The 25,195-nt window shown below is 72.5% G+C and carries 27 protein-coding genes; 16 read left to right on the plus strand and 11 right to left on the minus strand.

Features of this window, described 5'->3' with window-relative positions; all coding sequences use genetic code 11:
* Nucleotides 1-177 precede the first annotated feature (177 nt).
* A complete protein-coding gene (locus tag ACFYYT_RS33035; RefSeq protein WP_351831073.1) occupies nucleotides 178-2,079 on the plus strand; it encodes a RiPP maturation radical SAM C-methyltransferase in 1,902 nt (633 codons plus the stop codon).
* 83 nt (nucleotides 2,080-2,162) lie between these two features.
* Nucleotides 2,163-2,822 (plus strand): DUF5825 family protein, encoded by a 660-nt coding sequence (locus ACFYYT_RS33040; RefSeq protein WP_351831076.1) that lies wholly within the window; start codon nucleotides 2,163-2,165, stop codon nucleotides 2,820-2,822.
* 44 nt (nucleotides 2,823-2,866) lie between these two features.
* On the opposite strand, the gene ACFYYT_RS33045 is transcribed toward ACFYYT_RS33040, so the two are convergent.
* Together ACFYYT_RS33045 and ACFYYT_RS33050 are read right to left on the minus strand one after the other, a co-directional pair.
* On the minus strand, nucleotides 2,867-4,450 hold the full coding sequence (locus ACFYYT_RS33045) for a hypothetical protein (protein WP_351831078.1): 1,584 nt from the start codon (nucleotides 4,448-4,450) through the stop codon (nucleotides 2,867-2,869).
* A 134-nt stretch (nucleotides 4,451-4,584) separates the two neighbouring features.
* Nucleotides 4,585-5,811 carry a saccharopine dehydrogenase C-terminal domain-containing protein gene (locus tag ACFYYT_RS33050; RefSeq protein ID WP_351831080.1) on the minus strand — a complete coding sequence of 409 codons (1,227 nt, stop codon included), beginning with the start codon at nucleotides 5,809-5,811 and terminating at the stop codon, nucleotides 4,585-4,587.
* Between the two features lie 112 nt (nucleotides 5,812-5,923).
* Between ACFYYT_RS33050 and ACFYYT_RS33055 the strand changes: the two genes are divergently transcribed.
* The 6 genes from ACFYYT_RS33055 to ACFYYT_RS33080 all read left to right on the plus strand — a co-directional run bounded on the left by ACFYYT_RS33055 (nucleotide 5,924) and on the right by ACFYYT_RS33080 (nucleotide 13,849).
* Nucleotides 5,924-6,634, plus strand: coding sequence for a TetR/AcrR family transcriptional regulator (locus tag ACFYYT_RS33055; RefSeq protein ID WP_351831082.1), 711 nt, complete (start codon nucleotides 5,924-5,926; stop codon nucleotides 6,632-6,634).
* 220 nt (nucleotides 6,635-6,854) lie between these two features.
* On the plus strand, nucleotides 6,855-8,420 hold the full coding sequence (locus ACFYYT_RS33060) for an APC family permease (RefSeq protein ID WP_351831084.1): 1,566 nt from the start codon (nucleotides 6,855-6,857) through the stop codon (nucleotides 8,418-8,420).
* A gap of 612 nt (nucleotides 8,421-9,032) precedes the next feature.
* Nucleotides 9,033-10,088, plus strand: a complete 1,056-nt coding sequence (locus ACFYYT_RS33065) for an NAD-dependent epimerase/dehydratase family protein (RefSeq protein ID WP_351821358.1) — start codon at nucleotides 9,033-9,035, stop codon at nucleotides 10,086-10,088.
* Complete coding sequence (locus ACFYYT_RS33070; RefSeq protein WP_351821355.1) at nucleotides 10,082-11,389, plus strand: DegT/DnrJ/EryC1/StrS family aminotransferase; 1,308 nt, start codon at nucleotides 10,082-10,084, stop codon at nucleotides 11,387-11,389. Before ACFYYT_RS33065 ends, ACFYYT_RS33070 begins: the two co-directional genes overlap by 7 nt.
* A gap of 102 nt (nucleotides 11,390-11,491) precedes the next feature.
* On the plus strand, nucleotides 11,492-12,697 hold the full coding sequence (locus ACFYYT_RS33075) for an MFS transporter (RefSeq protein ID WP_351821352.1): 1,206 nt from the start codon (nucleotides 11,492-11,494) through the stop codon (nucleotides 12,695-12,697).
* Between the two features lie 411 nt (nucleotides 12,698-13,108).
* Nucleotides 13,109-13,849 (plus strand): class I SAM-dependent methyltransferase, encoded by a 741-nt coding sequence (locus tag ACFYYT_RS33080; RefSeq protein ID WP_351821350.1) that lies wholly within the window; start codon nucleotides 13,109-13,111, stop codon nucleotides 13,847-13,849.
* Nucleotides 13,850-13,919: 70 nt separating this feature from the next.
* On the opposite strand, the gene ACFYYT_RS33085 is transcribed toward ACFYYT_RS33080, so the two are convergent.
* From ACFYYT_RS33085 to ACFYYT_RS33110, 6 genes are all read right to left on the minus strand, one after another.
* Nucleotides 13,920-14,429, minus strand: coding sequence for a RidA family protein (locus ACFYYT_RS33085; RefSeq protein ID WP_351821347.1), 510 nt, complete (start codon nucleotides 14,427-14,429; stop codon nucleotides 13,920-13,922).
* Nucleotides 14,426-16,057, minus strand: a complete 1,632-nt coding sequence (locus ACFYYT_RS33090; RefSeq protein ID WP_388610310.1) for a SulP family inorganic anion transporter — start codon at nucleotides 16,055-16,057, stop codon at nucleotides 14,426-14,428. The genes ACFYYT_RS33085 and ACFYYT_RS33090 overlap by 4 nt, the downstream gene beginning before the upstream one ends.
* Before the next feature lie 38 nt (nucleotides 16,058-16,095).
* Nucleotides 16,096-16,230 (minus strand): hypothetical protein, encoded by a 135-nt coding sequence (locus ACFYYT_RS33095; protein WP_351821344.1) that lies wholly within the window; start codon nucleotides 16,228-16,230, stop codon nucleotides 16,096-16,098.
* Between the two features lie 389 nt (nucleotides 16,231-16,619).
* Entirely contained in the window at nucleotides 16,620-17,024 is a 405-nt protein-coding gene (locus tag ACFYYT_RS33100; protein WP_351821341.1) for a hypothetical protein, read from the minus strand.
* A 138-nt stretch (nucleotides 17,025-17,162) separates the two neighbouring features.
* The gene (locus tag ACFYYT_RS33105) at nucleotides 17,163-17,882 is read right to left on the minus strand and encodes a class I SAM-dependent methyltransferase (protein WP_351821338.1); all 720 of its coding nucleotides are present in this window, start codon (nucleotides 17,880-17,882) and stop codon (nucleotides 17,163-17,165) included.
* Between the two features lie 260 nt (nucleotides 17,883-18,142).
* Complete coding sequence (locus ACFYYT_RS33110; protein WP_351821335.1) at nucleotides 18,143-18,589, minus strand: DUF1772 domain-containing protein; 447 nt, start codon at nucleotides 18,587-18,589, stop codon at nucleotides 18,143-18,145.
* A 91-nt stretch (nucleotides 18,590-18,680) separates the two neighbouring features.
* On the opposite strand from ACFYYT_RS33110, the gene ACFYYT_RS33115 reads away from it, so the two are divergent.
* From ACFYYT_RS33115 to ACFYYT_RS33140, 6 genes are all read left to right on the plus strand, one after another.
* The gene (locus ACFYYT_RS33115; RefSeq protein ID WP_351821332.1) at nucleotides 18,681-19,259 is read left to right on the plus strand and encodes a TetR/AcrR family transcriptional regulator; all 579 of its coding nucleotides are present in this window, start codon (nucleotides 18,681-18,683) and stop codon (nucleotides 19,257-19,259) included.
* Between the two features lie 153 nt (nucleotides 19,260-19,412).
* Nucleotides 19,413-19,781, plus strand: a complete 369-nt coding sequence (locus ACFYYT_RS33120) for an STAS domain-containing protein (protein WP_351821329.1) — start codon at nucleotides 19,413-19,415, stop codon at nucleotides 19,779-19,781.
* Nucleotides 19,781-20,464 carry a response regulator transcription factor gene (locus tag ACFYYT_RS33125; protein WP_351821327.1) on the plus strand — a complete coding sequence of 228 codons (684 nt, stop codon included), beginning with the start codon at nucleotides 19,781-19,783 and terminating at the stop codon, nucleotides 20,462-20,464. Before ACFYYT_RS33120 ends, ACFYYT_RS33125 begins: the two co-directional genes overlap by 1 nt.
* Nucleotides 20,461-21,636 carry a PAS domain-containing sensor histidine kinase gene (locus ACFYYT_RS33130; protein WP_351821324.1) on the plus strand — a complete coding sequence of 392 codons (1,176 nt, stop codon included), beginning with the start codon at nucleotides 20,461-20,463 and terminating at the stop codon, nucleotides 21,634-21,636. Before ACFYYT_RS33125 ends, ACFYYT_RS33130 begins: the two co-directional genes overlap by 4 nt.
* Nucleotides 21,633-22,070 (plus strand): response regulator transcription factor, encoded by a 438-nt coding sequence (locus ACFYYT_RS33135; protein WP_351821321.1) that lies wholly within the window; start codon nucleotides 21,633-21,635, stop codon nucleotides 22,068-22,070. The genes ACFYYT_RS33130 and ACFYYT_RS33135 overlap by 4 nt, the downstream gene beginning before the upstream one ends.
* Nucleotides 22,067-22,477, plus strand: coding sequence for a hypothetical protein (locus ACFYYT_RS33140; RefSeq protein WP_351821319.1), 411 nt, complete (start codon nucleotides 22,067-22,069; stop codon nucleotides 22,475-22,477). Before ACFYYT_RS33135 ends, ACFYYT_RS33140 begins: the two co-directional genes overlap by 4 nt.
* 21 nt (nucleotides 22,478-22,498) lie before the next feature.
* On the opposite strand, the gene ACFYYT_RS33145 is transcribed toward ACFYYT_RS33140, so the two are convergent.
* Together ACFYYT_RS33145 and ACFYYT_RS33150 are read right to left on the minus strand one after the other, a co-directional pair.
* A complete protein-coding gene (locus tag ACFYYT_RS33145) occupies nucleotides 22,499-22,912 on the minus strand; it encodes a TraR/DksA C4-type zinc finger protein (RefSeq protein WP_351821317.1) in 414 nt (137 codons plus the stop codon).
* A 97-nt stretch (nucleotides 22,913-23,009) separates the two neighbouring features.
* Nucleotides 23,010-23,612 (minus strand): DUF2867 domain-containing protein, encoded by a 603-nt coding sequence (locus tag ACFYYT_RS33150; protein WP_351821314.1) that lies wholly within the window; start codon nucleotides 23,610-23,612, stop codon nucleotides 23,010-23,012.
* Nucleotides 23,613-23,709: 97 nt separating this feature from the next.
* Between ACFYYT_RS33150 and ACFYYT_RS33155 the strand changes: the two genes are divergently transcribed.
* Entirely contained in the window at nucleotides 23,710-24,270 is a 561-nt protein-coding gene (locus tag ACFYYT_RS33155; RefSeq protein ID WP_351821311.1) for a TetR/AcrR family transcriptional regulator, read from the plus strand.
* A gap of 245 nt (nucleotides 24,271-24,515) precedes the next feature.
* A complete protein-coding gene (locus ACFYYT_RS33160; protein ID WP_351821308.1) occupies nucleotides 24,516-24,731 on the plus strand; it encodes a DUF6243 family protein in 216 nt (71 codons plus the stop codon).
* A 114-nt stretch (nucleotides 24,732-24,845) separates the two neighbouring features.
* Here ACFYYT_RS33160 and ACFYYT_RS33165 read toward each other — a convergent pair whose 3' ends face one another.
* Nucleotides 24,846-25,187, minus strand: a complete 342-nt coding sequence (locus ACFYYT_RS33165) for a HopJ type III effector protein (protein WP_351821305.1) — start codon at nucleotides 25,185-25,187, stop codon at nucleotides 24,846-24,848.
* Nucleotides 25,188-25,195: the final 8 nt, after the last annotated feature.

The raw sequence follows: 25,195 nt of genomic DNA on the forward strand, positions 1-25,195 counted from the left end.
TCGCGCCCCCCCGCCCGGGGCGGGCGGCCACAAAACACGCCCCCCCCGCGGGGGGGGGGGGCGGGGGGGCGCGCGCCCCGCGGGGGGGGGGGCCCCCCGGGGCCCCCCCCCCGCCCCCGGCCCGTACCCGCTGCGAAGACCCGTTCCGTGCCCTGATCACATGAGAAGAGGCCAGCCGTGCGCGTACTCCTGGTGAACATGCCGTGGGCCCCGATCGACCTTCCGTCGCTGGCTCTCGGAATTCTCAAGCGCAGTGTCGACGAGCGCGTTCCGAACGGAACGGCGGACGTTCTCCACGCCAATCTCGAATACGTGGACTGGATCACCGAGAACACGGAATTCACGCTGGAGGACTATTCGTACTACGCGCTCGGATCCTATTTCCTGGGATGCGGCGACTGGGTGTTCTCCTCGGCCCTTTACGAAGACCCCGCATGGCGGGTTCCCGAGTTCACCGAAGCGATGGGCAGCCGGGTCCGCGGGTCCCGGATGGACATGACGCAGGCGCTGCACGCATCGGCGCCCGACTTCGTCCGCCACATCGCCGGGCGCATCGTCGAACTCGCTCCGGACGTGGTCGGTTTCACCTCGACGTTCCAGCAGAACACGGCCGCCCTGGCGGCCGCCAAGTACGTCAAGCGCCTCGCCCCGCACATCGTCACGGCCATGGGCGGCGCCAACTGCGACGGCAAGCAGGGCGAGGCCGTCCACCGCAACTTCCCCTTCGTCGACTACGTCCTGCGCGGCGAGGGAGAGGAGTCGTTCCCCGCCCTGCTCGGCGCCCTGGACACCGGGAAGCCGCTGTCCGGGGTACCCGGTCTGTGCTGGCGCGGCGCGGACGGCGCGTCCGTCGTCAACGCCATGAGCACCAGGCCGCTGCCGCCCGCCGCCATCCTGCCGCCGGACTACGCCGGCTACTTCGAGCGGCTCGCCTCCTCGCACGCACGGAACTGGGTCGAGCCCAAGCTGGTGGTCGAGGGCGCACGGGGCTGCTGGTGGGGCGAGAAACACCACTGCACCTTCTGCGGACTGAACGGCTCGTTCATGCAGTTCCGCAGCAAGAGCCCGGACGTGTTCTACGACGAGGTCATCGAACTGGCCCGCAGGCACCGGGTCCTGGACATGTACGTCGTCGACAACATCCTGGACATGGGCTACGTGAACACCGTGCTCCCGCGCATCATCGACAGCGGGTTCGACCTGCGCATGCACATCGAGATCAAGTCCAACATGCGCCAAAAGCAGCTCCAGACCCTCGCCGACGCGGGCCTGATCTTCGTCCAGCCGGGCATCGAGAGCCTCAACAGCCGGGTGCTGACCCTGATGGACAAGGGGGTGACCGGCGGCCAGAACGTCCGCATGCTCCGGGACGCCGCCACCGTGGGCCTCTCGGTCGCCTGGAACTACCTGCACGGCTTCCCCGGCGAGGACGCCGAGGACTACGACGACGTGGTGGCCCAGCTGGCCGCGCTGGAGCACCTCAACCCGCCCGTGGGCCAGTCCTCCCGGATCGCCATCGAGCGGTTCAGCCCGTACTTCAACAACCCCGGTCTCGGCTTCGCCGCCCTGCGCCCCGCCGAGCCGTACCGGCTCACCTACGACCTCCCCGAGGCCGAGATGTTCGACCTCGCGTACGTCTTCGACGTGCCGCCGCGCGGGATCGGCGAGGACGTCGTCGCCCGGCTGGACGAGGCGATCGCGCACTGGAAGCGGAACTACGCCGGGAGCCGGCTCACCCATTGCGACCTGGAGGACCGGATCGTCCTGGTCAGCAGGCGCAGGGCCTTCGACTGGACGCACCTGGAACTGACCGACCCCTTCGAACTGGCCCTGTTCCGGCTGCTGGACCAGCCGCACACGGTGAAGGCGGCCGCCCGCAAACTGCACGGGGAGCACCCGGTGGGCGAGGACGCCCTGCGGGAGGTGCTGACGCGGTGGCGGGCGCTCGGGGTGGTCTTCGAGGACAGCGGGCAGTTCGTACAGATCGCGCCGCCCGCGCGCAACGAGGAGTTCCTGCGGATCGACTTCATGCGGCACACGTCGGCCCGCGACGCCGAACTGGCCGCGACGACCGCCTGACGCGCGCCCGGCCACCGCCCCCGGGCGGTGCCCCCGGCCACCGCCCGGACACCGCCCGAACACCGCCACAGCGAGGGACGACGATGGCTCCAGCACTCACCGGCACCACACCCTTCACCGTGACCGCCGCGCGGGACTACGACCCCGAGGTGAGCGCGCTCCCCGGCATGTCCCTGGGCCGCTACGAGATCGACCTCCCCGGCGGCGAAGCGGCCCGCAGGCTGTTCGCCGCCGGGGCCCGGCACGTCACCCTGCCCCGCCCCGTCGACGTGACGGACACCGCCGACGCGGCCTGGACGGTACGGGCGCTGAGCTTCGTCGGCGCCCTGACCAGCATGGCCGTCTCGGTCGGCTGGCAGCTGCACACCGGCCCGGATCCCGACGCCTGGCGCCACTACGGACACCTCCACCCGCCGACCGCCGTCCTCGGCACGGCCGATCCGGCCGCGACGGCGCTGGAGTGGCGCACCACGTACTACATCTGCAAATGCGTCTTCCGGCACGGCCCCGGGTTCATCCAGGTGCGCGACCGGCGCTACGGCGAGCTGCGCCGCTTCACCATCGACGAGGCCGAGTACCACGAGGCCATCGAGGTGCTCACCGACGGCGCGCGCGCCGACGCGATCCCAGGGCAGGTCCTGGACGACCTCATGGGCGAGACCCTCGTCCTGCGCTTCGGCGACCGCCTGTGGTGGGCCCCGTACCGGGTCCGCCGCTGGTCGGAGGCACCGATGGTGATCTGATCAGATCCGTGCGGATCCGACCGGCCCCCTGGTCAGCAGCCCGGTCAGCGGCCGCGACATTCGACGACGCCCTTGGCGATGCCCTTGAACGCGCCGGTGAGCATGCCGATGGCGACGCCTTCGGGGCCCGACAGAGCGCCCCAGGCGCCGCCGTAGACGATGCTGCCGCCGATCTTCATGGCCATGCACTTGTCGTGCTCGTCGCTGCTCGGGGCACCGGCGACGGTGAGGGAGCCCACGGACGCCGACATCGCCGCCGTGATCGCCGCCGTCTGCTTCGCCGCGGCGGCGGAGCCGGTGCCCAGGGAGAAGGTCGGGGGCGTGATCGTGCCGGTGACGGTGTCCCCGGTGACGCCTTCGATGGTCTGGGTCACGGTATTGCCGGTCACCGCGAGCGTGACCTCGTGGGTCGTGCCGGCGGTGTCCGTGACACTGCCGGGCTGGACGGTCGCGATGGTGGCGCCGCCCGCGTCGCTGACGCGGACACCGCCGTCGCGGGCGGTCAGCGTGGCGCCCGCGGGCACGTCCATGGCGCCCGTCGCGGTCCTCGCGAGAACGGCCGGCTTGACGTCGGAGCCGCCCGCGCCGCTGCCGGGCGCTTCGGCGCCGGTGTGGGCGACGTACATCGTGGAGCCGGCGGCCGAGTTGATGACGGGAACGGTAACGGTCGCGTCCGTGGTCCACGGCTGGTTGTCCGTATTGAAGGTCCACGTGCCGGTGACCTTCTTGCCGACGGCGGCGAAGTCGACCCATCCGTAGTTCTTGGCCGGGACGTCGATCGCGATGCCGTTCACGGTGGTCTCGTCGGACTGGTAGGTCTGCGTCGCGCTGAGCTGGTTGGCGATCATCGCCTGGACCGGGGTGGTGACGCCGACGGAGGTCGAGACGCCGGCGGAGTAGGACTGCGCCCAGCCGGAGTGGTAGATCGTGGTGAAGACCTGCTTCATGGTGCCGTTGGTGTCGTTGAACCAGACCGACGAGGCGGGCTGACGGGGCAGCACTTCGGGCTGCCCTTCGGACTTCTCGGTCCACGAACACGTGGACGTCTTCCTCGCGCACAGGTCCGCGTAGTAGTCGAGGGCGAGGCCCTTGGCCTCGGCGGCCTTCGACGCGGGAACCGTCCATTCCTGGCTCGCGCCGCCGTTGCAGGGGTTGGGCTGGGCGAGGATGCCCCACAGGTGCAGGCCGCCCCGGTTGTCCATGCAGTACTCGGTGCCGCTGCCCTCGTCGCGGCGGACGATGCCGAAGGTGTTGGGCTTGCCGTCGACCGGGCGGAAGTGCCACTGCTCGCCGTCCTTGCCGCAGGACTGCTGTACCGCGGGCTGGGAGGCGTACACGCACTTCCCGGAGGAGGTGCTGGCGAGGTTGAAGGTGCCGGGGGCGCTGAGCTTGATCAGCCGCCAGTTCGTGTAGTTGGTGCCGTCGGGGGTGACGGAGATCTGGTTGCCGTCGCCGTTGCCCGTCGCGTTGAGGGTGCCGTCCGGATTGGTGAAGGTGTAGGCGTCCGTCGCCGCGGCGGTCGCCGCGGCGCTCGCGGGGCCGGCCGCCGCGACGACGGGCGCTAACAAGGCCAGGGCGGCGGCCGGAGCGGTGAGGAGCTTGGCGGCTTTCGTTATGGTTCGGCTCATGATCGCTTTCTGTATGACTTCGTGTCGTTTCCGTGAGGTTACTGACACGTTCGGTCAATGTGGGGCGACTGAGCCGGGATTGGCGGATTCCTGACGGACCAGCGTGCAGCCGGTCCGGGTGCCGTGACGACCGGTCAGCCCTGCTCCCGGACGCCCCACGGGGAGCCGTACGCCGTCAGCAGGTCCAGGAACGGACCCGGCGCGAAGGCCTCCGGCCCGAGCACGCCGGCCTGCGCCCACACCCCGCCGGCCATGAGCTCCAGGGCCACCACCGGGTTGACCGCGGTCTGCCAGACGACGGCCTGGGAGCCGTACTCCCGCATCGACCACTGGTTGTCCACCACGTGGTACAGGTACACCTCGCGCGGCCGGCCGTCCTTGGTGCCCTTCACCCAGGTGCCCGCGCACGTCTTGCCGGACATGATCCCGCCCAGCGTGGCCGGGTCGGGCAGGCACGCGGCGACCACGTCGCGCGGGGAGACCCGTACCGGGGAGCCGTCCGCCCCGCGGACCGTGACCGGCTCGGTCGAGTCCAGGCCCAGCGCGTGCAGGGTCTTCAGCTTGCCGATGAAGTCCTCGCCCAGCCCGTACTTGAAGGTGACCCGCCGCGCGTCCACCCACCGGGGGACCAGCAGCACCTCTTCATGCTCGACGTTGACGCACTCGACCGGCCCGATGCCCTCCGGGAAGTCGAACACCTCCGGCTCGCTGAACGGCTCCGTGGTGAACCACCCGCGGTCGCGCTCGTAGACGACGGGCGGGTTCAGGCACTCCTCGATCGTCGTCCAGATGTTGAACGACGGGGCGAACTCGTAACCCTCGACGGTCAGGTTCGCCCCGTCACGGATGCCGATCTCCTCGATCTCGTCGAACAGCTCGTCCGCCGCGTAGCGGGCGAACACGTCCGACAGGCCCGGCTCCACGCCCATCCCCACCAGCGCCAGCCGCCCCGACTTCTCCCACGCCTCGGCGCGCGCGAACTGCTCGTCGCCCAGCTTGACCCCGCACTGGGCGTACGGCAGGCCGGGGTGCGGCCGGGACAGCGACATCGCCATGTCCAGGTAGTGGCTGTCCGCGGCGAGGGCCGCCTCGAACAGCGGCATCACGAACCGGGGATCGGTGGCGTTCAGCAGGACGTCGCAGCGCTCCTCGGTCAGCAGCGCGGACACCGCCGCCTCATCGGAGGCGTCGACCCGGCGTGCGGTGAAGCGGTCCTCGCCCTTGCCGAGCGCGGCGACGGCGGCCTCGGCGCGGGCCAGGTCGTAGTCGGCGACCACGAAGTGGTCGAAGAAGTCCCGGCGGGCCGCGATCCGGGTGATCGCGGTACCGACGCCACCGGCGCCCACAAGCAGAACACGCATGACGAATCCCTCTCTAGGTGAGGTCCGCGGAGGTCCGCGCCCCATGGCAGGGATGAAAGCCGGGCCCGCAAGATAAGGTCAATGGTGTTGGCATAAGAGCGGAAGGCATCCGATGGCGAAGCAAGTGGTTCCCGAGGAGGCCCGCAGACGGCGGCGCCCCACCCGGCAGGGCGTCGTCCTGTCCGAGCGGCTGATCGTCGACACCGCCCTGCGGATGCTGCGCGAACACGGCACCGCCGGGCTCTCCGCCCGCCGTCTCGGCGCCGCCCTCGGCGCGGACCCCAGCACCCTCTACCGGTACTTCGACGGGATGGACGGCCTCACCCTCGCCATCGGCGAGGAACTCATCGGACGGGCCCTCGACGGCTGGTCGGCCACCGGGGACTGGCGCCCCGACCTGCGCGAACTCGGCCTGCGCATCCACGGCGCCTACCTCGCGCACCCCCAGGCCGCCGTACTGACCGCGAGCCGCGTCACCGGCCGACCCCGCGAGATCGCCGCCGACGAGGCCATCCTCGGCGTCCTGCGCACCGCCGGGTTCCCGGACCCGGAGGCGGTCCTGATCTACCACGCCTTCATCGACCAGAGCCTGGCCTTCGCCGCCCTCGACGCCGGCGCCCTCGCCCTCACCGAGGCCTCCCGGATCTCCGACGAACAGCAGTGGGAGTCCACCTACGCCCGGCTGCCGGCGGACGCGTACCCGCACATCGCCGCCACCGGACGGCTGCTCGCCGCCCGGATGAACCACAGCGCCTACCCGGTCGCGCTGGACATGCTCCTCGCGAGCGCGGAAGCCCGGCTCCAGGCGCTGCGCGCCCGCTGAACCCGGCCCCGTCGCCGGGCACCCTCGGCCGGCCCCCTCGCCGTTCCCCTCGCCGGGGCGCCGGTCCGGCCGCGCCCCGGCCGGGCCCGGCGCCGGCCCTTATGCCAACACCATTGACCCCCACCCGCCCGCCCGGGTTTCCTCTTCGCAGTTCACGCCCTGTTCACACCGCGCCCGGCACCGGCGCAGCCGCACACCGCACTCAGCACAGCGAGGGACGATGGCCGCAGACACCCCGCCGGAGACGGCCCCCCGAACCGCCCCTGCCACCGGCACCGCCATCGCGACGGCGCCGGCCCCGAGCACCGCACCGGCTACGGCCGCACCGGCTGCGGACGCCCCGGCCGGCGAACTCACGGCGGACGCGATCGGCTTCCTCGGCGCCCTCGCCATCGGCCTCAACGCCACCTCGCCCGCCTACTCGCTGGCCGCCGTCATCGGCCCCCTCGTCGCCCTGGTCGGCGTCCACGCCCCCGGCGTCATGCTCGCCTCCTTCGTGCCGATGCTGCTGATCGCCTCCGCCTTCCACTTCCTCAACCGGTCCGACCCGGACTGCGGCACGACCTTCTCCTGGGCCACCCGCGCCCTCGGCCCCACCACCGGATGGCTGGGCGGCTGGGCCATCGCCATGACCGGGGTGCTCGTCGTCGGCTCGCTCGCCGACGTGGCCGTGAACTTCGGACTGCTCGCCCTCGGCGCCGACGGCCTGGCCGGGAACACGCTGGTCCGCGAGGCCCTCACCGTCCTGCTGATCCTGCTCATGTCCTGGCTCTGCGTCCGGGGCACCGAGGCCTCGGTCCGCTTCCAGAACGTGCTGATCCTGCTCCAGGTCGTCTGCCTCGTCGTGTTCGCGGCCGTCGCCGTGTACCGGGTCTACGCCGGCACCGGAAGCCTGGACGCCGTCCGCCCCGCCGCCGGCTGGCTCGACCCCTTCGGCGCGGGCGGACCGGCCCTCACCGGCGGGCTGCTGCTCGGCGTGTTCGCGTACTGGGGCTGGGAATCCGCCCTCAACCTGACCGAGGAGACCAAGGACTCCGCCAACGCGCCCGGCCGGGCCGGCATCTGGTCGACCGTCGTCCTCCTCGCGACCTACCTCGCCGTGGCCTTCGCCGTCGTCGCCTACGCCGGCACCGCCTACCTCACCGGACAGGCGGACACGGAAGAGGAGGTCTTCGCCGCCCTCGCCCACGAGGTCCTCGGCGGCTGGGACTGGATCCTGCTCCTCGCCGTCAGCACCTCGGCGCTCGCCTCGACGCAGACCACCATCATCCCCGCCTCCCGCACCGCCCTGTCCATGGCCCGGCGCCGCGCGCTGCCCGCCCGCTTCGCCCACATCGACGCCCGCCGCGGCACACCCGGCACGAGCACCTGGTGGGTCGCCGGCACCGCGACGGTCTGGTACGTCGTCATCCACCGGATCAGCGAGAACGCCCTCGCCGACTCCCTCACCGCCCTGTCGCTGCTCATCGCCTTCTACTACGCCCTCACCGGCATCGCCTGCGCCGTCTGGTACCGGCACGAACTGCTGCGGGGCCCGCGCCCCTTCCTGCTGCTCGGCGCGGGCCCGCTGACCGGCGCGGCCCTGCTGATCTGGCTCCTCGTCGAGTCCGTCATCGACATGGCCGACCCGCGGAACTCCGCCGCCGCGACCGCCTGGTTCGGACTGGGCGCACCCCTGGTCATCGCCCTCTTCCTGGCCGGCGCGGGAGTGGTGCTCATGCTGCTGCGCCGGGCCGCGTCGCCGGCGTTCTGGCGCGAACGCCCCGGAACGCACCGGGAGCCGTAACGAGCCGGGCGCTCCGCCGGCGTCCGACGCCGTGCCGCCGCCCGCCGCCCGCCGCCTGGCGCCGGGCAGCCCGAGGGCGTCGGGCGGGGGCCGCGGCGAACATCCGGCGAACACGTGGTGACCCGGTCACGGCCCGGTGCACCCGGCTCGTCCGCCTCCGCGGCCTTCGGGCGGAAAGATCCCGCCGTGGACGGAAAGTCAAGCCCGCCGAACCGGCCATCCGGGCCGTGCGGCAGGCGGGCGCCCCTCCCGCTTCCGGTTCGTCGGAGCGTCTCCGTCCGCGCTCGATCATCGCGGGATCCGGGCAGCTCCGCTCCCCGCACCGCCGCGCGGACGGGCGGGAGGCAGTCTCGGCCAGTTTCCCGGCGCCCCTTGCGCCGAGCCGCGGGAGCCGTGTTGAACTGGTTGAACCGCAACCGATGTCGAGTCGCAACCGATCAGGTGCGCAGGCGGCGCCGAGGTCCGGGCCCGGGGTGGACGGCACCCGCGCACATGCCGGCCGCCGCGCACCGGCATGTGCGCGGCGGCCGGCATGTGCGCCGCGGGTGACCACCGGCCGTTTTCCGCCCGCGCCCGCCCCTTCCCCCGCCTCGAATCCCGAATGGAGTGACCGTGCACCACGGCCCCGACATGCCCGAAGCGCACTACGACGAAGTGGCCGTCACCGGCGGAGCCGGCTTCGTCGGCCGGCATCTCGTCACGGCCCTCAGCCTTCTCTCGCAGAAGGTCACCGTCGTCGACCACGCCCCTCTCCCGCCCGAACTGGCGGCCCTGCCCGGCGTCTCCTACGTCCGCGCCGACCTGCGCGACTACGGGGAGACCTTATTGGCGCTGCAGAACGCAGACGCCGTGTTCCACCTGGCCGGGAACGCCAGCGGCACCGAGTCGGTCGCCCATCCCCGCCACGACTTCCACGTCAACGCCCTCGGGACCTGCAACGTCGGCAACGCCTGCCTGGAGCTGGGCGTACGCCGCCTCGTCTACCTCTCCTCCGCCATCGTCTACGGCACCCCGCGCCACAGCCCGATCCGCGAGGACCATCCCACGGGCCCCTTCCTGCCCTACGGCGCCTCCAAGCTCTCCGGCGAACTGACCCTGCGCAGTCTGCACGCGGCCGCCGGACTGTCGGTCGTCATCGGCCGGTCCTTCGTCGTCTACGGCCCCGGCGAGGACCCGCGCCGGGCGGGCGGGGAGGTCTCGCAGTTCCTGCGCTGGCACCTCAACGAGCGGCCGATCCCGGTGGTCGGCGACATCGACCGCAAACGCCGCGACTTCATCCACGTCGAGGACCTCTGCCGCGCCCTGATGACCCTGGCCGAGCGCGGCGCCGACGGCGAGATCTACAACCTCGGCACCGGCACCGCCATCTCGATGCGCGAGCTGGCCGACGCGGTCGGGACGGCGACCGGCCGCCCGGCGCTGCTGGACGCCGACTCCTCCAGCCTCGCGGACAGCTTCACCCTCCTCGCCGACGTCACCCGCCTGCGCGCCCTCGGCTTCGTGCCGCGGGTCAGCCTGGCCGAGGGCCTCTCCGGCCTGGCCGACCTGCTCGGCCCCTTCCCCGAAACCCCCTCCGCCAAGGCCGTCTTCCGCCGTGAGGCCCCCGCCCGCCGGAAGCTGACGCTCACCGCCGCCGTCGGAGCCGGCGAGGAGGCCGCGACGTGCTAGCCATCGACGGAGGCTCCCCGCTGCTCGCCGAGAACGAGGTGGCCCCCTGGCCGCACATCGTCGACGCCGACCGCAAGGCCGTGCTCGACGCGCTGGACGAGGCGACCCCCTGGCACTGGCCGATGCGTACGGTGCGGGAGCTGGAGGCCGCCTGGAGCGAGTTCACCGGCATGCCCTACGTCCTCGCCGCCAACTCCGGCACGGCCGCGCTGCACATGGCGATCGCGGCCGCCGGCGTGGAGCCGGGCGACGAGGTACTGGTGCCGGCCGACACCTTCCTGGCCTCGGCCTCCTGCGTGCTCCAGGCCAACGCGATCCCGGTGTTCGTGGACACCGACCCCGCGACCTTCAACATCGACCCGGCCCGGATCGAGGAACGGATCACCGACCGCACCCGCGCCATCGTCTCCGTGGACCTCAACGGCCTGCCCGCCGACTACGAAGCCCTGCGCACGATCGCGGACCGGCACGGCCTCGTCCTGATCGAAGACGCCTCCCAAGCCCACGGCGCCGCGTACCGGGGCCGCCCCGTCGGATCGCTCGGCACACTGAGCGGTGCCAGCCTCAACGGGTCCAAGACCCTCTCCGCCCTCGGCGAGGGCGGGCTGTTCGCCACCCGTGACGAGGAGCAGCACCGGCTGGCCCGGCGGGTGCTGATGTTCGGCGAGGAACTGCCCGGCCAGAGCCGCGACTACAACGCCCGCATCATGGGCTGGAACTACCGCATCGACGTCCTCGCCGCCGCGTTCGCCCGCTCCCAGCTCACCCGACTGCCCCAGATGTCCCTGGCCCGGCAGGCCAACGGCGCGGCGCTCACCCGGGCCCTCGCGGGCATCCCCGGCATCCGCGCGCCGTTCGTGCCGGAGGACCGCACGCACGTCTACTTCTTCTATACGCTGCTCGTCATGCCCGAGGACCTCGGACTCGACGGCCTTCCCGTCGCCGCCTTCCGTGACGCGCTCGCCCGCGCGGTCAACGCCGAAGGCCTGCACATCATGCGCTGGCAGCCACAGCCGGTACCCGGGCAGACCCTGTTCCGGGAACTGCGCGGCTACGGCCGCGGCTGCCCGTGGAGCTGCGGGCACGCCCGCCCCGGCCACCACTACGATCCGGCGCAGTACCCCGTCAGCGAGGAGACCTGCCTGCGCCGGCTGGTGCTGGGGCAGAGCTTCAGCTCCTTCGGCCCGCCCAACGACGAACGGACGATGCACCGCTACGCCGAGGTCCTGCACAAGGTCCTCGTCGAGGAGCGGGAGGCGCTGATCGCCCTGACCCGGCGGACGGCCGAATCGGCGCGATGACGGACGGCCGGCCCGCCCCGCCCCGCCGCCGGGGCACGCGGGCGGGCCGGGCACCACCCGGGCGGCACCACCCGGGGACGAACGACAAGGGGACGGACGTAGATGCGCAACGAGCCCGAGCCCGACACCGTCGAGGGACGCGCGGCCCCGGCCGCCCGTGACCGCAGCCGACGGCCACGGACGATGCGGCTGGCCGTCTGCGCGATCTTCTTCGTCACCGGAGCCGCCTTCGCCACCTGGGCGGCCCGGGTACCCGCCGTCCAGAGCCGGCTGGACCTGTCCGCCGGGGAACTGGCCGTGGCCCTCGTCGGCCTGAGCGGCGGCGCCTTCGTCGGACTGCCCCTCGTGGGCGGGCTGGTGGCCAGGTACGGCAGCCGTACGGTCCTGTGCACCGGCATGGCCGCCTATCTGGGCGCCCTCGCGATCCTGCCCCACGTCCCCAACCTGGCCGTACTGACGGCGGCCCTGGCCGTGTTCGCGTGCGGCAACACGGCCGTCGACGTCGCGATGAACACGCAGGGCGTCCTGGTCGAGCGCGCTTACGGCCGCCCCGTCCTCGGCGGCTTCCACGCCATGTTCAGCCTCGGCGGCATCACCGGAGCGGCGGCCGGGGGCCTGGCGGCCGCCGCCGGGATCGGGATCGCGGCGCACTTCACGGTGGCCGCCCTCGTCCTGCTGGTGGTGGCGGGGGTGGCGGCCACGGGCCTGGCCCCCGAGCCCCCGCCGGCCGAGGGCCCTTCCCGGACGGGCCCCCTGCTGGCCCTGCCGGGTCCGGGCCTGTGGATCCCCGGCCTCGTGGCGTTCTGCGCGCTCATGGGGGAGGGGGTGGTCAACGACTGGGGCGCGGTGTACCTGAAGGAGGAGACCGGCGCCTCGGCGGGCGCGGCGGGCCTGGGGTACGCCGTCTTCTCCGCGGGCATGGTCATCGGCCGCCTGAGCGCCGACCGGATGCGCGCCCGTCTCGGAACGGCCCGCTTCACGGGCCTGTGCGCCGTGGTGGCCGGCGCCGGAGCCCTCATCCCGATCATCGACGCCACGACGGCGGCGGGGTTCGTCGGCTACACCCTGCTGGGCCTGGGCATGGCCGCCGTCATCCCCCTCGTCTTCGCCCACGCGGCCGCCCTGCGCCCCGATCGCACCGGCACCTCCATCGCCGCCGTCTCGGCGGTGGGTTACGTCGGCTTCCTCGCGGGACCTCCGGTCATCGGCGCGCTGGCGGAGGCGACGACCCTGCGCTGGGCGATGCTGGTGCTGCCGGCGCTGATGGCGGTGATGGCGGTGCTGGCTCCCCGTCTGCGCCGCCCCTGACGGCCGGAAGTGACGGGAGTCACATCCCGCTCCCCGCTCGGCGCGGCGGCGGCCTCGCTCGCCGCGCCCCCGCAGCGGACGTGCCCGGGGTCCCGCAACCCGGCCGCCCCGAAGGGGAAGGCCGCCACGGCCCGCGACCGGCGACGCGCATTGATCACCACGCGGCAACCGGAAGACCGCGGACGCCCGGCCGCGCACCGGCGATCACCGGTCCCCGCTCCCGCCGCACCCGTGGGAGCGAACCTCGCGGATCCGGGGGAGACGCCTTCGTTCGTACGCACCTTTGCGATGCCACCAGCAGCTTCGTGCGTTCCACCAGTGCGGAGTCCTGCGCGCGACGGAGCAGACTTCCCGCTGAGGGCCGCGGCTCGTCCTGTGAGCCGACGCCACAAATCGAGGGGAACCACCACGATGAGTGGTCAGTTGTACGACGGTATCGGCGAAGCCTTCGAAGGCTTCAAGACCCTGCCCATCATCCGCTACGCCGAGGTACCGGGCTTCCTCGCCCTGGTCGGCGACGTCACCGGCAAGTCCGTGCTCGACATCGCCTGCGGCACCGGCTTCTACAGCCGCGAGCTCAAGCGCCGCGGCGCGTCCTACGTCTACGGATTCGACATTTCCGGCGCGATGATCGATGTGGCCCACCAGCTCGAAGAGGCCGAGCCGCTCGGCATCGAGTACGCGGTCGGGGACACGGCCACCCTGCGGGCCTTCGACCAGCCGTTCGACGTCGCCGTGGCGGTGCAGGCGTTCAACTACGCGAGCGACGTCGCCGAGATCGAGCGGATGATGCACAACATCCGGCGCAGCCTCGTCCCGGGCGGCGCGTTCTACCTGTTCGGGATGGACCCGGCCTACGACTTCGGCGGTCCGTCGCTGGAGAAGTACGGCTTCCTGTGCGAGTCGACCGGCAAGGACGACGAGATCGGCCGGGGAACCAGGCTCACCGCCCTGCTGGATCCGCCGGTCTCCTTCGACTCCGTCACGCCGTCGAAGGAGACGTACGAGAAGACCCTGACGGCGGCCGGATTCACCGGGATCGAATGGGTCCGGCTCGACGTCTCGGATGCCGGAGTGGAGAAGTTCGGCGAGGAGTACTGGGCGGACTACAACGGGAACCGGCCGCTGACCATGATCCGCTGTACCGCCTGACCGGGCGGTCCCGACGCCGGCCCGCCCCCCTGAGGGGCCGGGCCGGCGCGTGGTCCCGCGACCCCTCGGGTCAGGAGCGGGGCGAGGTCAGCGCGACGGCTTCGATTTCCACGAGCTGGTCGGGGAAGGCGAGGTCGGTGACGCCGAGGATGGTGTCGGTGGTGCGGTGGTTGCCGACGTACTCCTTGTGGAGCCGGGCGGCGGTGTCGAAGTTCTTGCGGAGGTCCTTCGTGTAGATCTTCATGCTGATGATCTGGCTGCGGGGGATGCGGTAGTGGGCGAGGACCTTGTCCAGGTTGTCGAAGGAGGTGCGGACCTGCTTCTCGAAGTCACCGACGCCGACCAGGTTCCCCGCCGCGTCGTGGGACAGCTGGCCGGAGATGTAGATCGTGTCGCCCGCTCTGATGCCCTGCGAGTACCCGTAGGACTCCTCCCACGGCACGCCGTGCCCGAAGTGGTCCCAGCCCCGCCGGCCCTGGTCCTGGGCGACGGCCCCGGTGGGTCCCGAGACGGTGATCATCGCGGCCATGACCGCACCCACCACGGTGGCGATTCCGAGCCTGCGTCCCGACTTGGTCATTTTCTTGTCCCTTCGTCCCGAGTGGCGCCTGGCGCGATGATGCTGGCACCGCGGGAATGAGAATTCCTCGAAGGGGAATCGATTGCGCCCAGCGTCGCGAGGCCGTCCCCGAACGGCATATCCGGCCCGGTGTCACCGGTGACCAGGCGCACCGGTCCGCCGCCGGCCGCATGGTGCCGCAGCGCCCAGCCCTCCAGCGCCGTCTGGCAGGCGACGTCGAGGTGGTGCACACCGCGCAGGTCCAGCTCGACGGGACGGTCCTTCGGCAGCGCCTCCAGCGTCTCCAGCGTGCGGGGCAGCCGCAGGAAGGTGGCATGGCCCGCCAGGGTCAGCACCAGGCGCCCGTCGGCGAGTTCGCGCAGGTCGATCTGGACGTGCGAGGTGTCCCAGGCGCACTTGGCCACCGCGAGGACCAGCCCCAGGACGACCCCCTCGAACAGGTTCGTCACCACGACCGCGACGGCCGTCACGACCAGGATCAGCGCCTCGCCCCGGTCGCGGCGCACCAGGGGAGCGATCTCCTTGACCGGCACCAGCTTGCAGCCCGCGTGCACCAGCACGCCCGCCAGGGCGGCCAGCGGGATGACGCCGATGGCGGCCGGCAGCAGCACCGCGAACAGCGCCAGCCAGACGCCGTGCAGGATGCGGGAGAGCGAAGTGCGCGCCCCCGCGCGCACGTTGGCCGAGCTGCGGACGATCACGGCGGTCATGGGCAGTGCGCCGAGCAGGCCGCACAGGCTGTTGCCGACGCCCTGTGCCACCAGTTCCTTGTCGTAGTGCGTACGCGGCCCGGTGTGCATCCGGTCCACGGCGGCCGCGCTGAAGAGGGATTCGGCGGACGCGATGAGGGTGAAGGCGACGACCGTGCCGAGGACGGCGAGCCCGCCCAGTTCCGCCAGCTCGCCCGGGCCGGGCGGCTGGATGCCGTCCAGCAGTCCCCGTACCGTCACGGGCGCCACGTCCAGGCGGAAGACGACCGACACGAGCGTGGCCAGCGCCACGGCGGCGAGCGGCGCGGGCACCACCCGTACGGACGCGGGCATCCTGGGCCACAGGACGAGCACCGCGATGGTGCCGAGCCCCAGGGCCGCGGCGGTCGCGGCGCCGGGACCGGCGACGACGTCGACGGCCAGCCCCGGCAGGCCGAGGATCTTGTCCGGGCCGGAGCGCGGTTGCCGGGCAGCGGCCATGGTGTAGAGCTGGCCGAAGATCAGGACCAGCCCGATCCCCGCCAGCATGCCCTGCACGACGGAGACGGAGATGGCGCGGAACCAGCGCCCGCAGCGCAGCAGTCCGAGCAGGATCTGGAGCACGCCCGTCAGGAGCACGATCGCCCCCAGCAGGCCGAGCCCGAACTCCTGGACGGCCTCGAAGACCAGCACGGTCAGCCCGGCCGCCGGACCGCTGACCTGGAGCGTGCTGCCGGGCAGGAACCCCACCACCAGCCCGCCCACGATGCCCGTGAGCAGGCCCAGTTCGGCGGGCACTCCGGACGCGACGGCGACTCCGACGCACAGGGGCAGCGCGACGAGGAAGACGACCAGCGAGGCGAGCACGTCCTGGCGCAGCACACCGGGCCGGCGCAGCTCCCCGAACGACGAGCGCAGGTGGGAGCGCGTGGCCGACACGGCTTCGGGTCCGGGGCCGGCGCCGGGCCCGGAGCGGTTCACAGCGGCCCGACCGCGGGCCGGCCCGCGTCGCGGGGGTGGCCCCGTAAGGCCGCCAACTGCGCGACGGCGTGCCGGGGATCGACGGCATGGTGCGCCGCGAAGGCGGGCGGGTGGTCGATGGGTGACGTCATGATGGCCTGCCTCCTGCGCCCGTCATGGCGGGGTGCCGGGGCGCGGTGTGGTCGGGTCGGGGGAGCGGGGCTCCGGCGCGGTCCTGCGGGGTGGGGCCGGGGCGCCCGACTGCACGGTCCTAGCGGACCGTGCCCAGCATTTTGCCAGCTCCATACCTGTCTTTGGGAGAGTGTTTTGTGCCAGCGCGGGACGTCCGTATGAGACACGGACGCAGTGACACCCCCTAGTGCCGCGTCAGGCAACGTTTGCCCGTCAAGGAGCGGCGTCCGGTGCGTGCTCTCGGCGTGCCGGCCGAAAGCGCTCGTACTGGACGTACTCGGGCTTTCGGCCGGTGCGGCGAGAGGGCGTGCCGGACGCCGCGACGGGGCGAACGTTGCCTGACGCGGCACTAGCGCGGCCCGCGCTCTCCCGCGTCCCGGGTGACGGAACTGGCGAGGGAGGCAACGGCCCAGCTCCCGACGAGGCTTGCGCATCCGATCATGCCCACGCCGATGACGAAGAGGCCGCTGGCGTCGTCCGACCAGTCGACGTAGGCCGCGGCCGTCAGCCCGGTGGCGGTGCCCAGCACCGCGCTCGCGACGTGCCGCCGGGAGCCGGCCCAGGCCGCCGCCGCCACCAGGGTCAGGACCAGCCCGATCACCTGCCAGGCCGCGTAGGGGCCGGTGACCGAGCCGTCGGGGTGCACGTCACGGTGCTGGTCCCAGCCGAGCCAGGCCGCCCAGGCCGCCACCGCTACGAGGGCCGAGAGCAGGGCGGGGAGGATCAGGGCGGGTGTCCGTCGCTTCTGGCGCATGGCCCCAGCCTCCCGGGCACGCCGGCCCCCGGCCAGAGGAGACGTACTCACCTCACGTTGAGTACCGGCGCCCATGCCGGAGCCGGCGGTGCGCCGGGAGCCCTCGGCCGTACGCGGCCCCCGCCACCCGGCGGCCGCTCAGAGCCGGCCGGCGACGAACCAGCGGGCCGGGAGCTCCACCGGGGAGCCGTCGGGGCGGGTCTCGCTCATGGCGAGGGCGGTCGTGCCCTCGTCGAGGACGGTGAGGCCGGCCGCCCGCAGCAGGCCCGCCACCTCGCCCTCGGCGACTTCCCCGGGGCGCAGGTCGTGTTCCTTGACGCGGCGCAGTTTGGGGGAGGGGCCGCCGGGCTGCGTCGCGATGGCGGCGATGACGTCCTTGGCCTCGCCGGTCGGCTCCAGGACCAGGGCGCGGCCGTGTGCGCCGACCAGCCGCGCCACGGCGGCGGCCACCGCGGGGCGGTCCTCGGGGTCGCTCTGGTGCAGAACGGCCCGCATGTACACGTTGGTGTCGCCGAGGCGCTCGTGCAGGGCGCCGGCCTGGACCGGGTCCGCGAGGTTGAGCTGCTCGTACGCGGCCGCCCCGGCCGGGTCGGCGCGGCGGGCGTGAGCGACGGCGGCGGCGGAGAGGTCGACGCCCACGGCGCGCGCGAAGCGGGTGGCGAGGAAGCGGGTCTGGGTGCCGTTGCCGCACCCGAGGTCGGCGACCGGGAGCGAGTGGTCGGCATACGGGGCGAGGTGGTCGAGGTCGCGCCGGGCCGTCAGGGCCGGGTCCGCGTCCCAGAAGGGCTCGCCCGGCTCGCCGGAGCTCTGCTCCCAGTAGCCGTCCCAGGAGGTGCGGTAGCGGTCGGACACGGTCATGGGCTCTCCTCGCGGTGTGCGGCGCCGGGTGCGTGGGGGGTCGCCGTGCCGAGTGGTTACCCAGGGTGCGGTGGGGCTAGTGCTGTGGCCGGAAGGGTTCACCGTGTCACGGCGTCCGGCACGGCACCTCGCCGCGTTGTCGGACCGCGCAAGTACGTCCAGTACAAGTCGCGGTCCTCCGCCTTGCGGTGCACCGCACCGGACACCGTGACCCGGCAAACCCTTCCGGCCACAGCACTGGCCACCACGAACGGGGGGGTTCAGGCGAGGGCGGTCACCAGCAGGGCGAAGGCGGCGACGATGACGGCGACGCGGACGTAGTGGAAGCGGTCCCAGCGGTTCATCTGCTCCTTCCAGTCGGCCGGCAGGCCTTCGGCGGTCCAGGTCTTGACCCGGTTGTTGATCGGGACGAGCAGCAGGAGCGACATGACCACGCTCACGATCAGCAGCGCGGTGGCGGTGACGACGAGGCCGGATCCCCGGTGGTGCCATCCGGCGACGGCCCATATCGCGGCGAGGACGAGCGAGCCGATGTACCAGAACGGCATCACGGCGCCCAGCAGCCGGGCCCCGTGGGAGCGGCCGCGCAGGCCGTTGTCCCCGGGGAGGCCGTTCAGGATCGGGTTGACGAAGAAGGCGACGCAGAATTCGACCCCCACCATCACGCCGACGATCACGGTGGTGACTACCTCGAGTGCGTTGAGCATGATGACCCCTCCTGGGATCTAGCGGTGCTAGCTGGTGATGCAACGCTAGCTCGGCTACCGCTCGTTTGTCTAGCGCTGCTAGGATCGAATCATGTCGGTACAGGAACGCAAGGAGCGCGAACGGGCGGGCCGCGAACGCCTCATCTTGGCGAAGGCCCGCGAACTCGCCGAGCAGCAGGGCTGGGACGCGGTCACCACCCGCCGTCTCGCGGAGCGCATCGAGTACAGCCAGCCCGTCCTCTACAGCCACTTCCGCGGCAAGCGCGAGATCATCGGCGCCGTCGCCCTCGAAGGCGCCGCCGAGATGGCCGCCGAGCTGCGGGCCGCGGCCTCCGCCGCGGACGGCCCGCGCGCCCGCGCCGCCGCCGTCGCCCGCGCCTACGTCGGCTTCGCCGAGCGCAACCCGGCGGTCTACGACGCCATGTTCCAGCTCGACGGAGGCCTGGCGTTCGCCCGGGAGGACACCCCCGAGCCCCTGAAGGACGCCTTCGCCGCCCTGCTGGAGAACCTCGGCGACGTCGCCGGCGACGGGGTCGCCCCGGAGCTGTTCACCGAGGTCTTCTGGGCGGCCCTGCACGGCCTGGCGACCCTGACCCGAGCCGGCCGCCTCCCCCCGCCGGAGGCCGACCGCAGGCTGCAACTCCTGGTGCACCGGCTCACGTTGCCCTGACGCCCCGCCCCACGGGCAGGACGCACGATGTCATCCTCCCTCCCGGCCCCGGCGATCCGTTCGGGGAAACGGGTTCTCATCTAGTGCAGATTCACTAGTCTTGCCCGGTGTCGTTCATCCAGGCTGGGGGTTGCACATGAGGGAGGCTGCGACATGACCGGCCCGGGATTCCACGTCATGACCGCGCCCGACATCACCGCGCCCGACGCAGACGCGCGCGCGACCTGCCTCCGGCTCGTCGGCGCGCTGGACCTGGACGGCGTCCCGCAGTTGCGCACCGCCCTCGCCGACTGTTTCGCACTGCGGCCCGACCGCGTGGTGCTCGACCTGTGGAACCTGCGGTTCTGCGACTGCGCGGGCCTCAACGTGATGGTGGAGGCCAAGGCCACAGCGGATAGGATCGCGGCCGAGCTGCGCGTGGAGGGCGCCCTCGCGCAGGTGGCTCGGCTGTTCGCCCTCACCGGCGTCGACGAAGTGTTCGCCGACACCCTGCCGCGTCTACCACCGAGGACCGTTCGTTGATGCCTCCGACACCGCAGGCCACCCCGGACGCCGTGCCGCGCACCGCCGACGGGCGCATCACGATCCTGCTCGTCGAGGACCACGACATGGTCGCCGAGGCGATCCGGCTCGCCCTGGACCGCACCGGCGACCTGAAGGTGGTCGGCCGCAGCCTGTCCCTCAAGCACGCGCTCACCGAAGCCGCCCGCCTGCGCCCCGCCGTGGTCGTCCTCGACCGGCGGCTGCCGGACGGCGACGGCATCCCCGCCATCGCCGCGCTCAAGGCCGCGGCCCCCGGCACCCGGGTCCTGGTACTGACGGGCGAGGGGAGCCCGGCGGTGGCGGCCCAGGTCGCCGAAGCCGGCGGCTCGGGACTCATCCTCAAGGCCGGCAACCTGGCCGAACTCCAGAACGGCGTACGCCTCGTCGCGGCGGGTGAACCGGCCTTCAGCAAGGGCCTGCTCAGCGGAGCCCTCGACCGGCTGACCGGCCGGACCCCGGCCCCGGGCGCCGCGCTCACCCCGCGCGAGCGCGAAACCCTCCACCTGCTCGGCGACGGCCTGGGCGCCGCCGAGATCAGCCATCGGCTCGGCGTCGCGCTCAACACCACCAGGAACCACATCCAGCGGGTGCTGGAGAAGCTCGGCGCCCGGTCCCAACTGGAGGCGGTCATCGTGGCCCGCCGGGAGGGCATCCTCCCGTGACCGCGCCCGTACCCGCGCCCGCGCCCGCGACCGACGCGAAGGACCCCGCCGGCCGGAGCGGCCCCCTGGCCCCGACCGAGACGGCGTTCACCCTGCTCGTCACCAGCGTCCTCGACTACGGCATCTTCATGCTCGACCCCACGGGCCACGTGTCCAGCTGGAACGCCGGCGCCGAGCGGATCAAGGGCTACGGCGCCTCGGACATCATCGGCAAGCACTTCTCCGTCTTCTATCCGCCCGAGGACATCGCCGCCGACAAGCCCGGCCTGGAGCTCAAGGCGGCCATCGCCGACGGCCGCCTCGAGGACGAAGGCTGGCGCATCCGGCAGGACGGCTCCCGCTTCTGGGCCAACGTGGTCATCACCCCGCTCTTCGGCGAGACGGGCGAACTCCGCGGCTTCGGCAAGGTCACCCGGGACATGACCGAGCGCCGCGCCGCGGAGCAGGCGCTCAGCGAACGCCGCCGCCTCTTCACCCACCTCGTGCAGGCACAAGAGCTGGAACGCCGCCGCATCGCCTGGGACGTCCACGACGACACCATCCAGGCCATGGTCGCCGTCGGCATGCGGCTCCAGCTGCTCGCCGATCAGTCCGACGAGCCCTACGCCCGCGAACTCACCCGGCTCGACGCCTCCGTACGCGAGGCGGTCGGCCGCCTGCGCAACCTCACCTTCCGGCTCCAGCCGCCCGGAATAGACCGGCACGGCCTGGTCGAAGCGCTGTCCCAGCACCTCGACGACGTGGTCAGCGCGGACTGGGGACTGGAGCCGTCCCTGCACCACGACGTGAGGACGGAACCGGCCCCGGAAACCGCGATCACCATCTTCCGCATCGTGCAGGAAGCGCTGCTGAACGTGCACAAGCACGCCAGGGCACGCTCCGTACGGATCAGCGTCACCACCGAGGACAAGGGCCTGCTGGTCCGGGTGACCGACGACGGCACCGGCCGGCCGGCCCTCGCCCACCGGCTGCACGAGCACTTCGGGCTGATGGAGATGCGCGAACGGGCCGAGACCGCGGGCGGCTGGTGGACGTTCCGCAGCGAACCCGGCACCGGCACCACCGTCGAGTTCTGGGTACCCGATCTGCCGCCCGGCGTGCTCGATGAACCGCTACCGGGCCCACCCGCCGGCCACCGCGACTCCACGACCGCCCTCCAGGAGCCGTCGTGACCCCGCCCGCCCCACCCCCGAGCCGCCTGCGCGTACTGATCTGCGACGACAACGCCATGCTGCGCGCGGCGCTGGCGGACGTCGTCCGCGCCCAGGACGACCTCGCCCTGGTCGGCAGCGCGGCCGACGCCGCCGAGGCGATCCGGCTCGCCACCGCTCTGCTGCCGCACGTCGTGGTGCTCGACGTACGCTTCCCCGGCGGCGGCCCGTACACCGCCCAGCAGATCGTCGGCGCCGTCCCCGGCGTGCGCATCCTGGCCTTCTCCGCCTACGGAGACCAGGGCCCGCGCAGCGAAATGGCCGCGGCCGGCGTCGCCGGATACCTCGTCAAGGGCATCACCAACGCCCGGTTGCTGGCCGAGATCCGCGCCCACGGAGCCGAAGCCCTCCCACTCATGGCCGGCACCGCCCGAGACGAGCCCCAGACCCCGTGACAGCCGAAGATCCGCACGTCGTGCTCACCTGGACCGAAGGCGCCACCACGGTCCGGTGGAGCGGCCCCGCCGGGAACGTCGAGAAGAGGTACGCGCTCCCACCGCAGGCGGTCCTGGCATGGCGGGAGCGCGACGAGTCGCTCCTGCTGGTGCTGGAGGCGATCAACGGCGCACCCTTCACCCCGTCGGACAACGCGGTGGTCTACCGGGCCGACGGCACGGAGCGGTTCCGGCTGCGTCCGCCGTGCGACCTGCTGCCCGACCCCGCCGACGTGCACGGCTTCTACGCTGCTTTCCTCCGGCACGGACGACCGCTTCTGATCATGGTCACGCGCAACGCGGGCGACTTCCAGGGCCGCATCGACCTCGCGTCCGGCCGGATCGTGGACACCACCACCTGGCGCTGACCGGCGGGGGGTGCCCGCCGGTCAGCCCGGATGCGGCGCGCGACGCGGACCGGGCTCGGCGCAGCGGATACAGGTGGTGGCCGCCGGCCGGATCTCCAGGCGTTCGGGCGCGATGGCCCGGCCGCAGCCCTCGCACCGCCCGTACTCACCGCGTCCGAGGCGTTCCAGGGCCCGGTCCAGCTCGTCCAGGTGCTCGCGGGACGATGCCGTCAGGGAGGCCACGTGGGCCCGTTCGAAGGCGGTGCTGCCCCCTTCGGGGTCGTGCTCGTCATCGACGGCGACCAGAGCATTGGCCGCGACGATCGCGTCGAAGTCCCGGCCGAGCGCCGCGATCCGGGCGAGGGTGTCGGCGCGGTCGCCCATGAGACGGGCGCGGGCCGCCGCGGAGGCGGCGGGTTCGCGCCCGGAGTGACCGCTCTGTCCTGCATTGCCCATGCCGAGAACAACGCGAGGCCGACGCACCCGATTCCCCGGAGGGCCCCACCCACCGCCGGAGGGCGGCCGCCCCGCCCCCATGCCGCCGGCCCCGGCATCACCGCCGGCCGCGACCGGCCGCGTTGGCCTGCCAGGTGCGTCCGATCGTGCGCATCAGCGCGGGATACACCCCGAGGTACCGGAAGGGTTTGATGGCGAGCATGTAGAGGCGGCCGAACGGGCCGTTCGGCTTGACCAGGACGGCCATCTGCCCTCGGTGGCCCCCCGAGCCGTCGCCGACCCAGCCCAGGTGCAGCACCGCGTGCACGGTCTTGTTGGCCATCTCGGCGGCCCACTCGTCGCCCGTCTCGTAGAGCGAGGTGAACGTGGACGAGCCGAGGTCGGGGCCCCGGGGCCCTTCGCGCAGGTCAGCCGGCAGCCGCTCGCGCAGGGACGTCGTACGGGCGCCGATGCCGCTCGCCCGCCCGTCCCAGCCGAGCACCGCTCCGAGCCGCCAACGGACGGTGAAGAGCAGCCGGGTCAGCGGGGTGTCTCCGTTCACGCCGCTCCGGATCCCCTCGGCGAGCTGCCGCACCAGCTCGGGCAGGTCGTCGGGGCCGCCGGGCGTGGGGAGGGCCCAGACGTCCTCGACCGTGAAGTCGGCGGCGATCTCGTGGATCCGCCAGGGGTGGCGGGTGTGGGCGGTTCGTGGAAGGCGCATGACCTGAACCCCTGTCTATACGGTGCCGTATAGATCTGAGCGTAGACCCATCCATACGCGCCCGTATACTCGGCCGGGACGTGAGGAGGCACACACCATGGGCGCGACCCGCACCCCACGCGTCAAGTGGATCGAGGAGGGCCTGCGCGCCCTGACGGCGGGCGGCCCGGACGCCGTCCGGATCGAGGCACTGGCGCAAGCGCTCGGCGTCAGCAAGGGCGGCTTCTACGGGTACTTCCGCAACCGCGACGCCCTGCTCACCGAGATGCTCGACACCTGGGAGTACGAGGTCGCCGGAGGCGTGATCGAGCAGGTGGAGAGCGCGGGCGGCGACGCCCGGACCCGGCTGGACCGCCTGTTCACCCTGGCGGCCGCCCCCACCGAGGGACCGGTGCGCGGCACCACCGCCGACCTGGCCGTTCGCGACTGGGCCCGCCGCGACCCGGACGTCGCCGAGCGCCTGCGCCGCGTCGACAACCGCCGCATGGACTACCTGCGTTCCCTCTTCTCCGACTTCTGCCCCGACGAGGACGAGGTCGAAGTCCGCTGCCTGATCGCCGTCTCCGTACGCATCGGCAACCACCTCGACGCCGCCGACAACGGCAAGCGCAGCCGCGCCGAAGTGATGGAGCTGATCAGACAACGCCTGCTCCGCTAGCGGCACCGGATGGCGCTCGCCGACGCCCGGCCGACCGCCTGGCCGACCGCCTGGCCGAGGGCCGGACGGCAAAGGGCCTGGTGTGCGGGGCCGGCGGAACCGGGTACCGTCTTTGTCATGTCCTTCCGGACGCCGATTTTCGAGTGAGAGCGTGATGGGCCCCCGCTGACGCCCTTCGACGTCGCCGCGCCCGTCCCCCACCCATGAATCCGTAGATCACTTCACATCACGACCGGGGAGAACCCGTGACCGACAGCAAGAACATCAACAACCCCGTGGGCCAGGGCGGCGGCCACCGCAAGAAGCTCTCCCGCGCCGAACGGCAGAACAACGGTCCGCACCGCAACCGCGACCGCCAGGGTGCCGCTGACCAGAAGGCGGAGCTGGTGCGCAAGATGCGCGAGAAGGCCGGCACGGCCGAAGCCGCCGGACAGACGGGTGACGACACCGCGCAGAGCTGACGCACCGCCGCCGCAGGGCGACACCGCACGGGGCAGGGCCCGGACCGCGACGCGCGGTCCGGGCCCTGCCCCGTCCCGGGGTGAGCCCGCACGATCGACCGCCGGTCTCGCCGTTCAGCTCTTGCGGGCCAACGGCTGCCCGGCGAAGCTCACGCCCGCCAGGCCATGGGCCAGGAGGTTGCGGATGTTGCCGTGGTCGGCGTCGTCCGGCGTCGCCAGCACGCTGCGATAGTGCTCACCGAACGCGAGCAGTGCCTCCTGGTCGCTCAGCCCTTCCAGCAGGGCCAGTCCGAGCGTCTTGCAGGAGCCCTCGTTCTCACCCGCGGCGTTTTCCAGATCCCCATTGCGGAACGCCTGCGGCTGGTAGTCGTAGTGCGCGGCGACGAAGGCCAAGGTGTCGGCGAACTCATGCTCACCCGACGCAAGGCTTGCCCGCAGCGAGTTCAGATCGGTCATGTCGGTTC

Origin of the sequence: Streptomyces sp. NPDC002032 (genome assembly GCF_042890765.1) — a bacterium.
Lineage (GTDB): Bacteria > Actinomycetota > Actinomycetes > Streptomycetales > Streptomycetaceae > Streptomyces.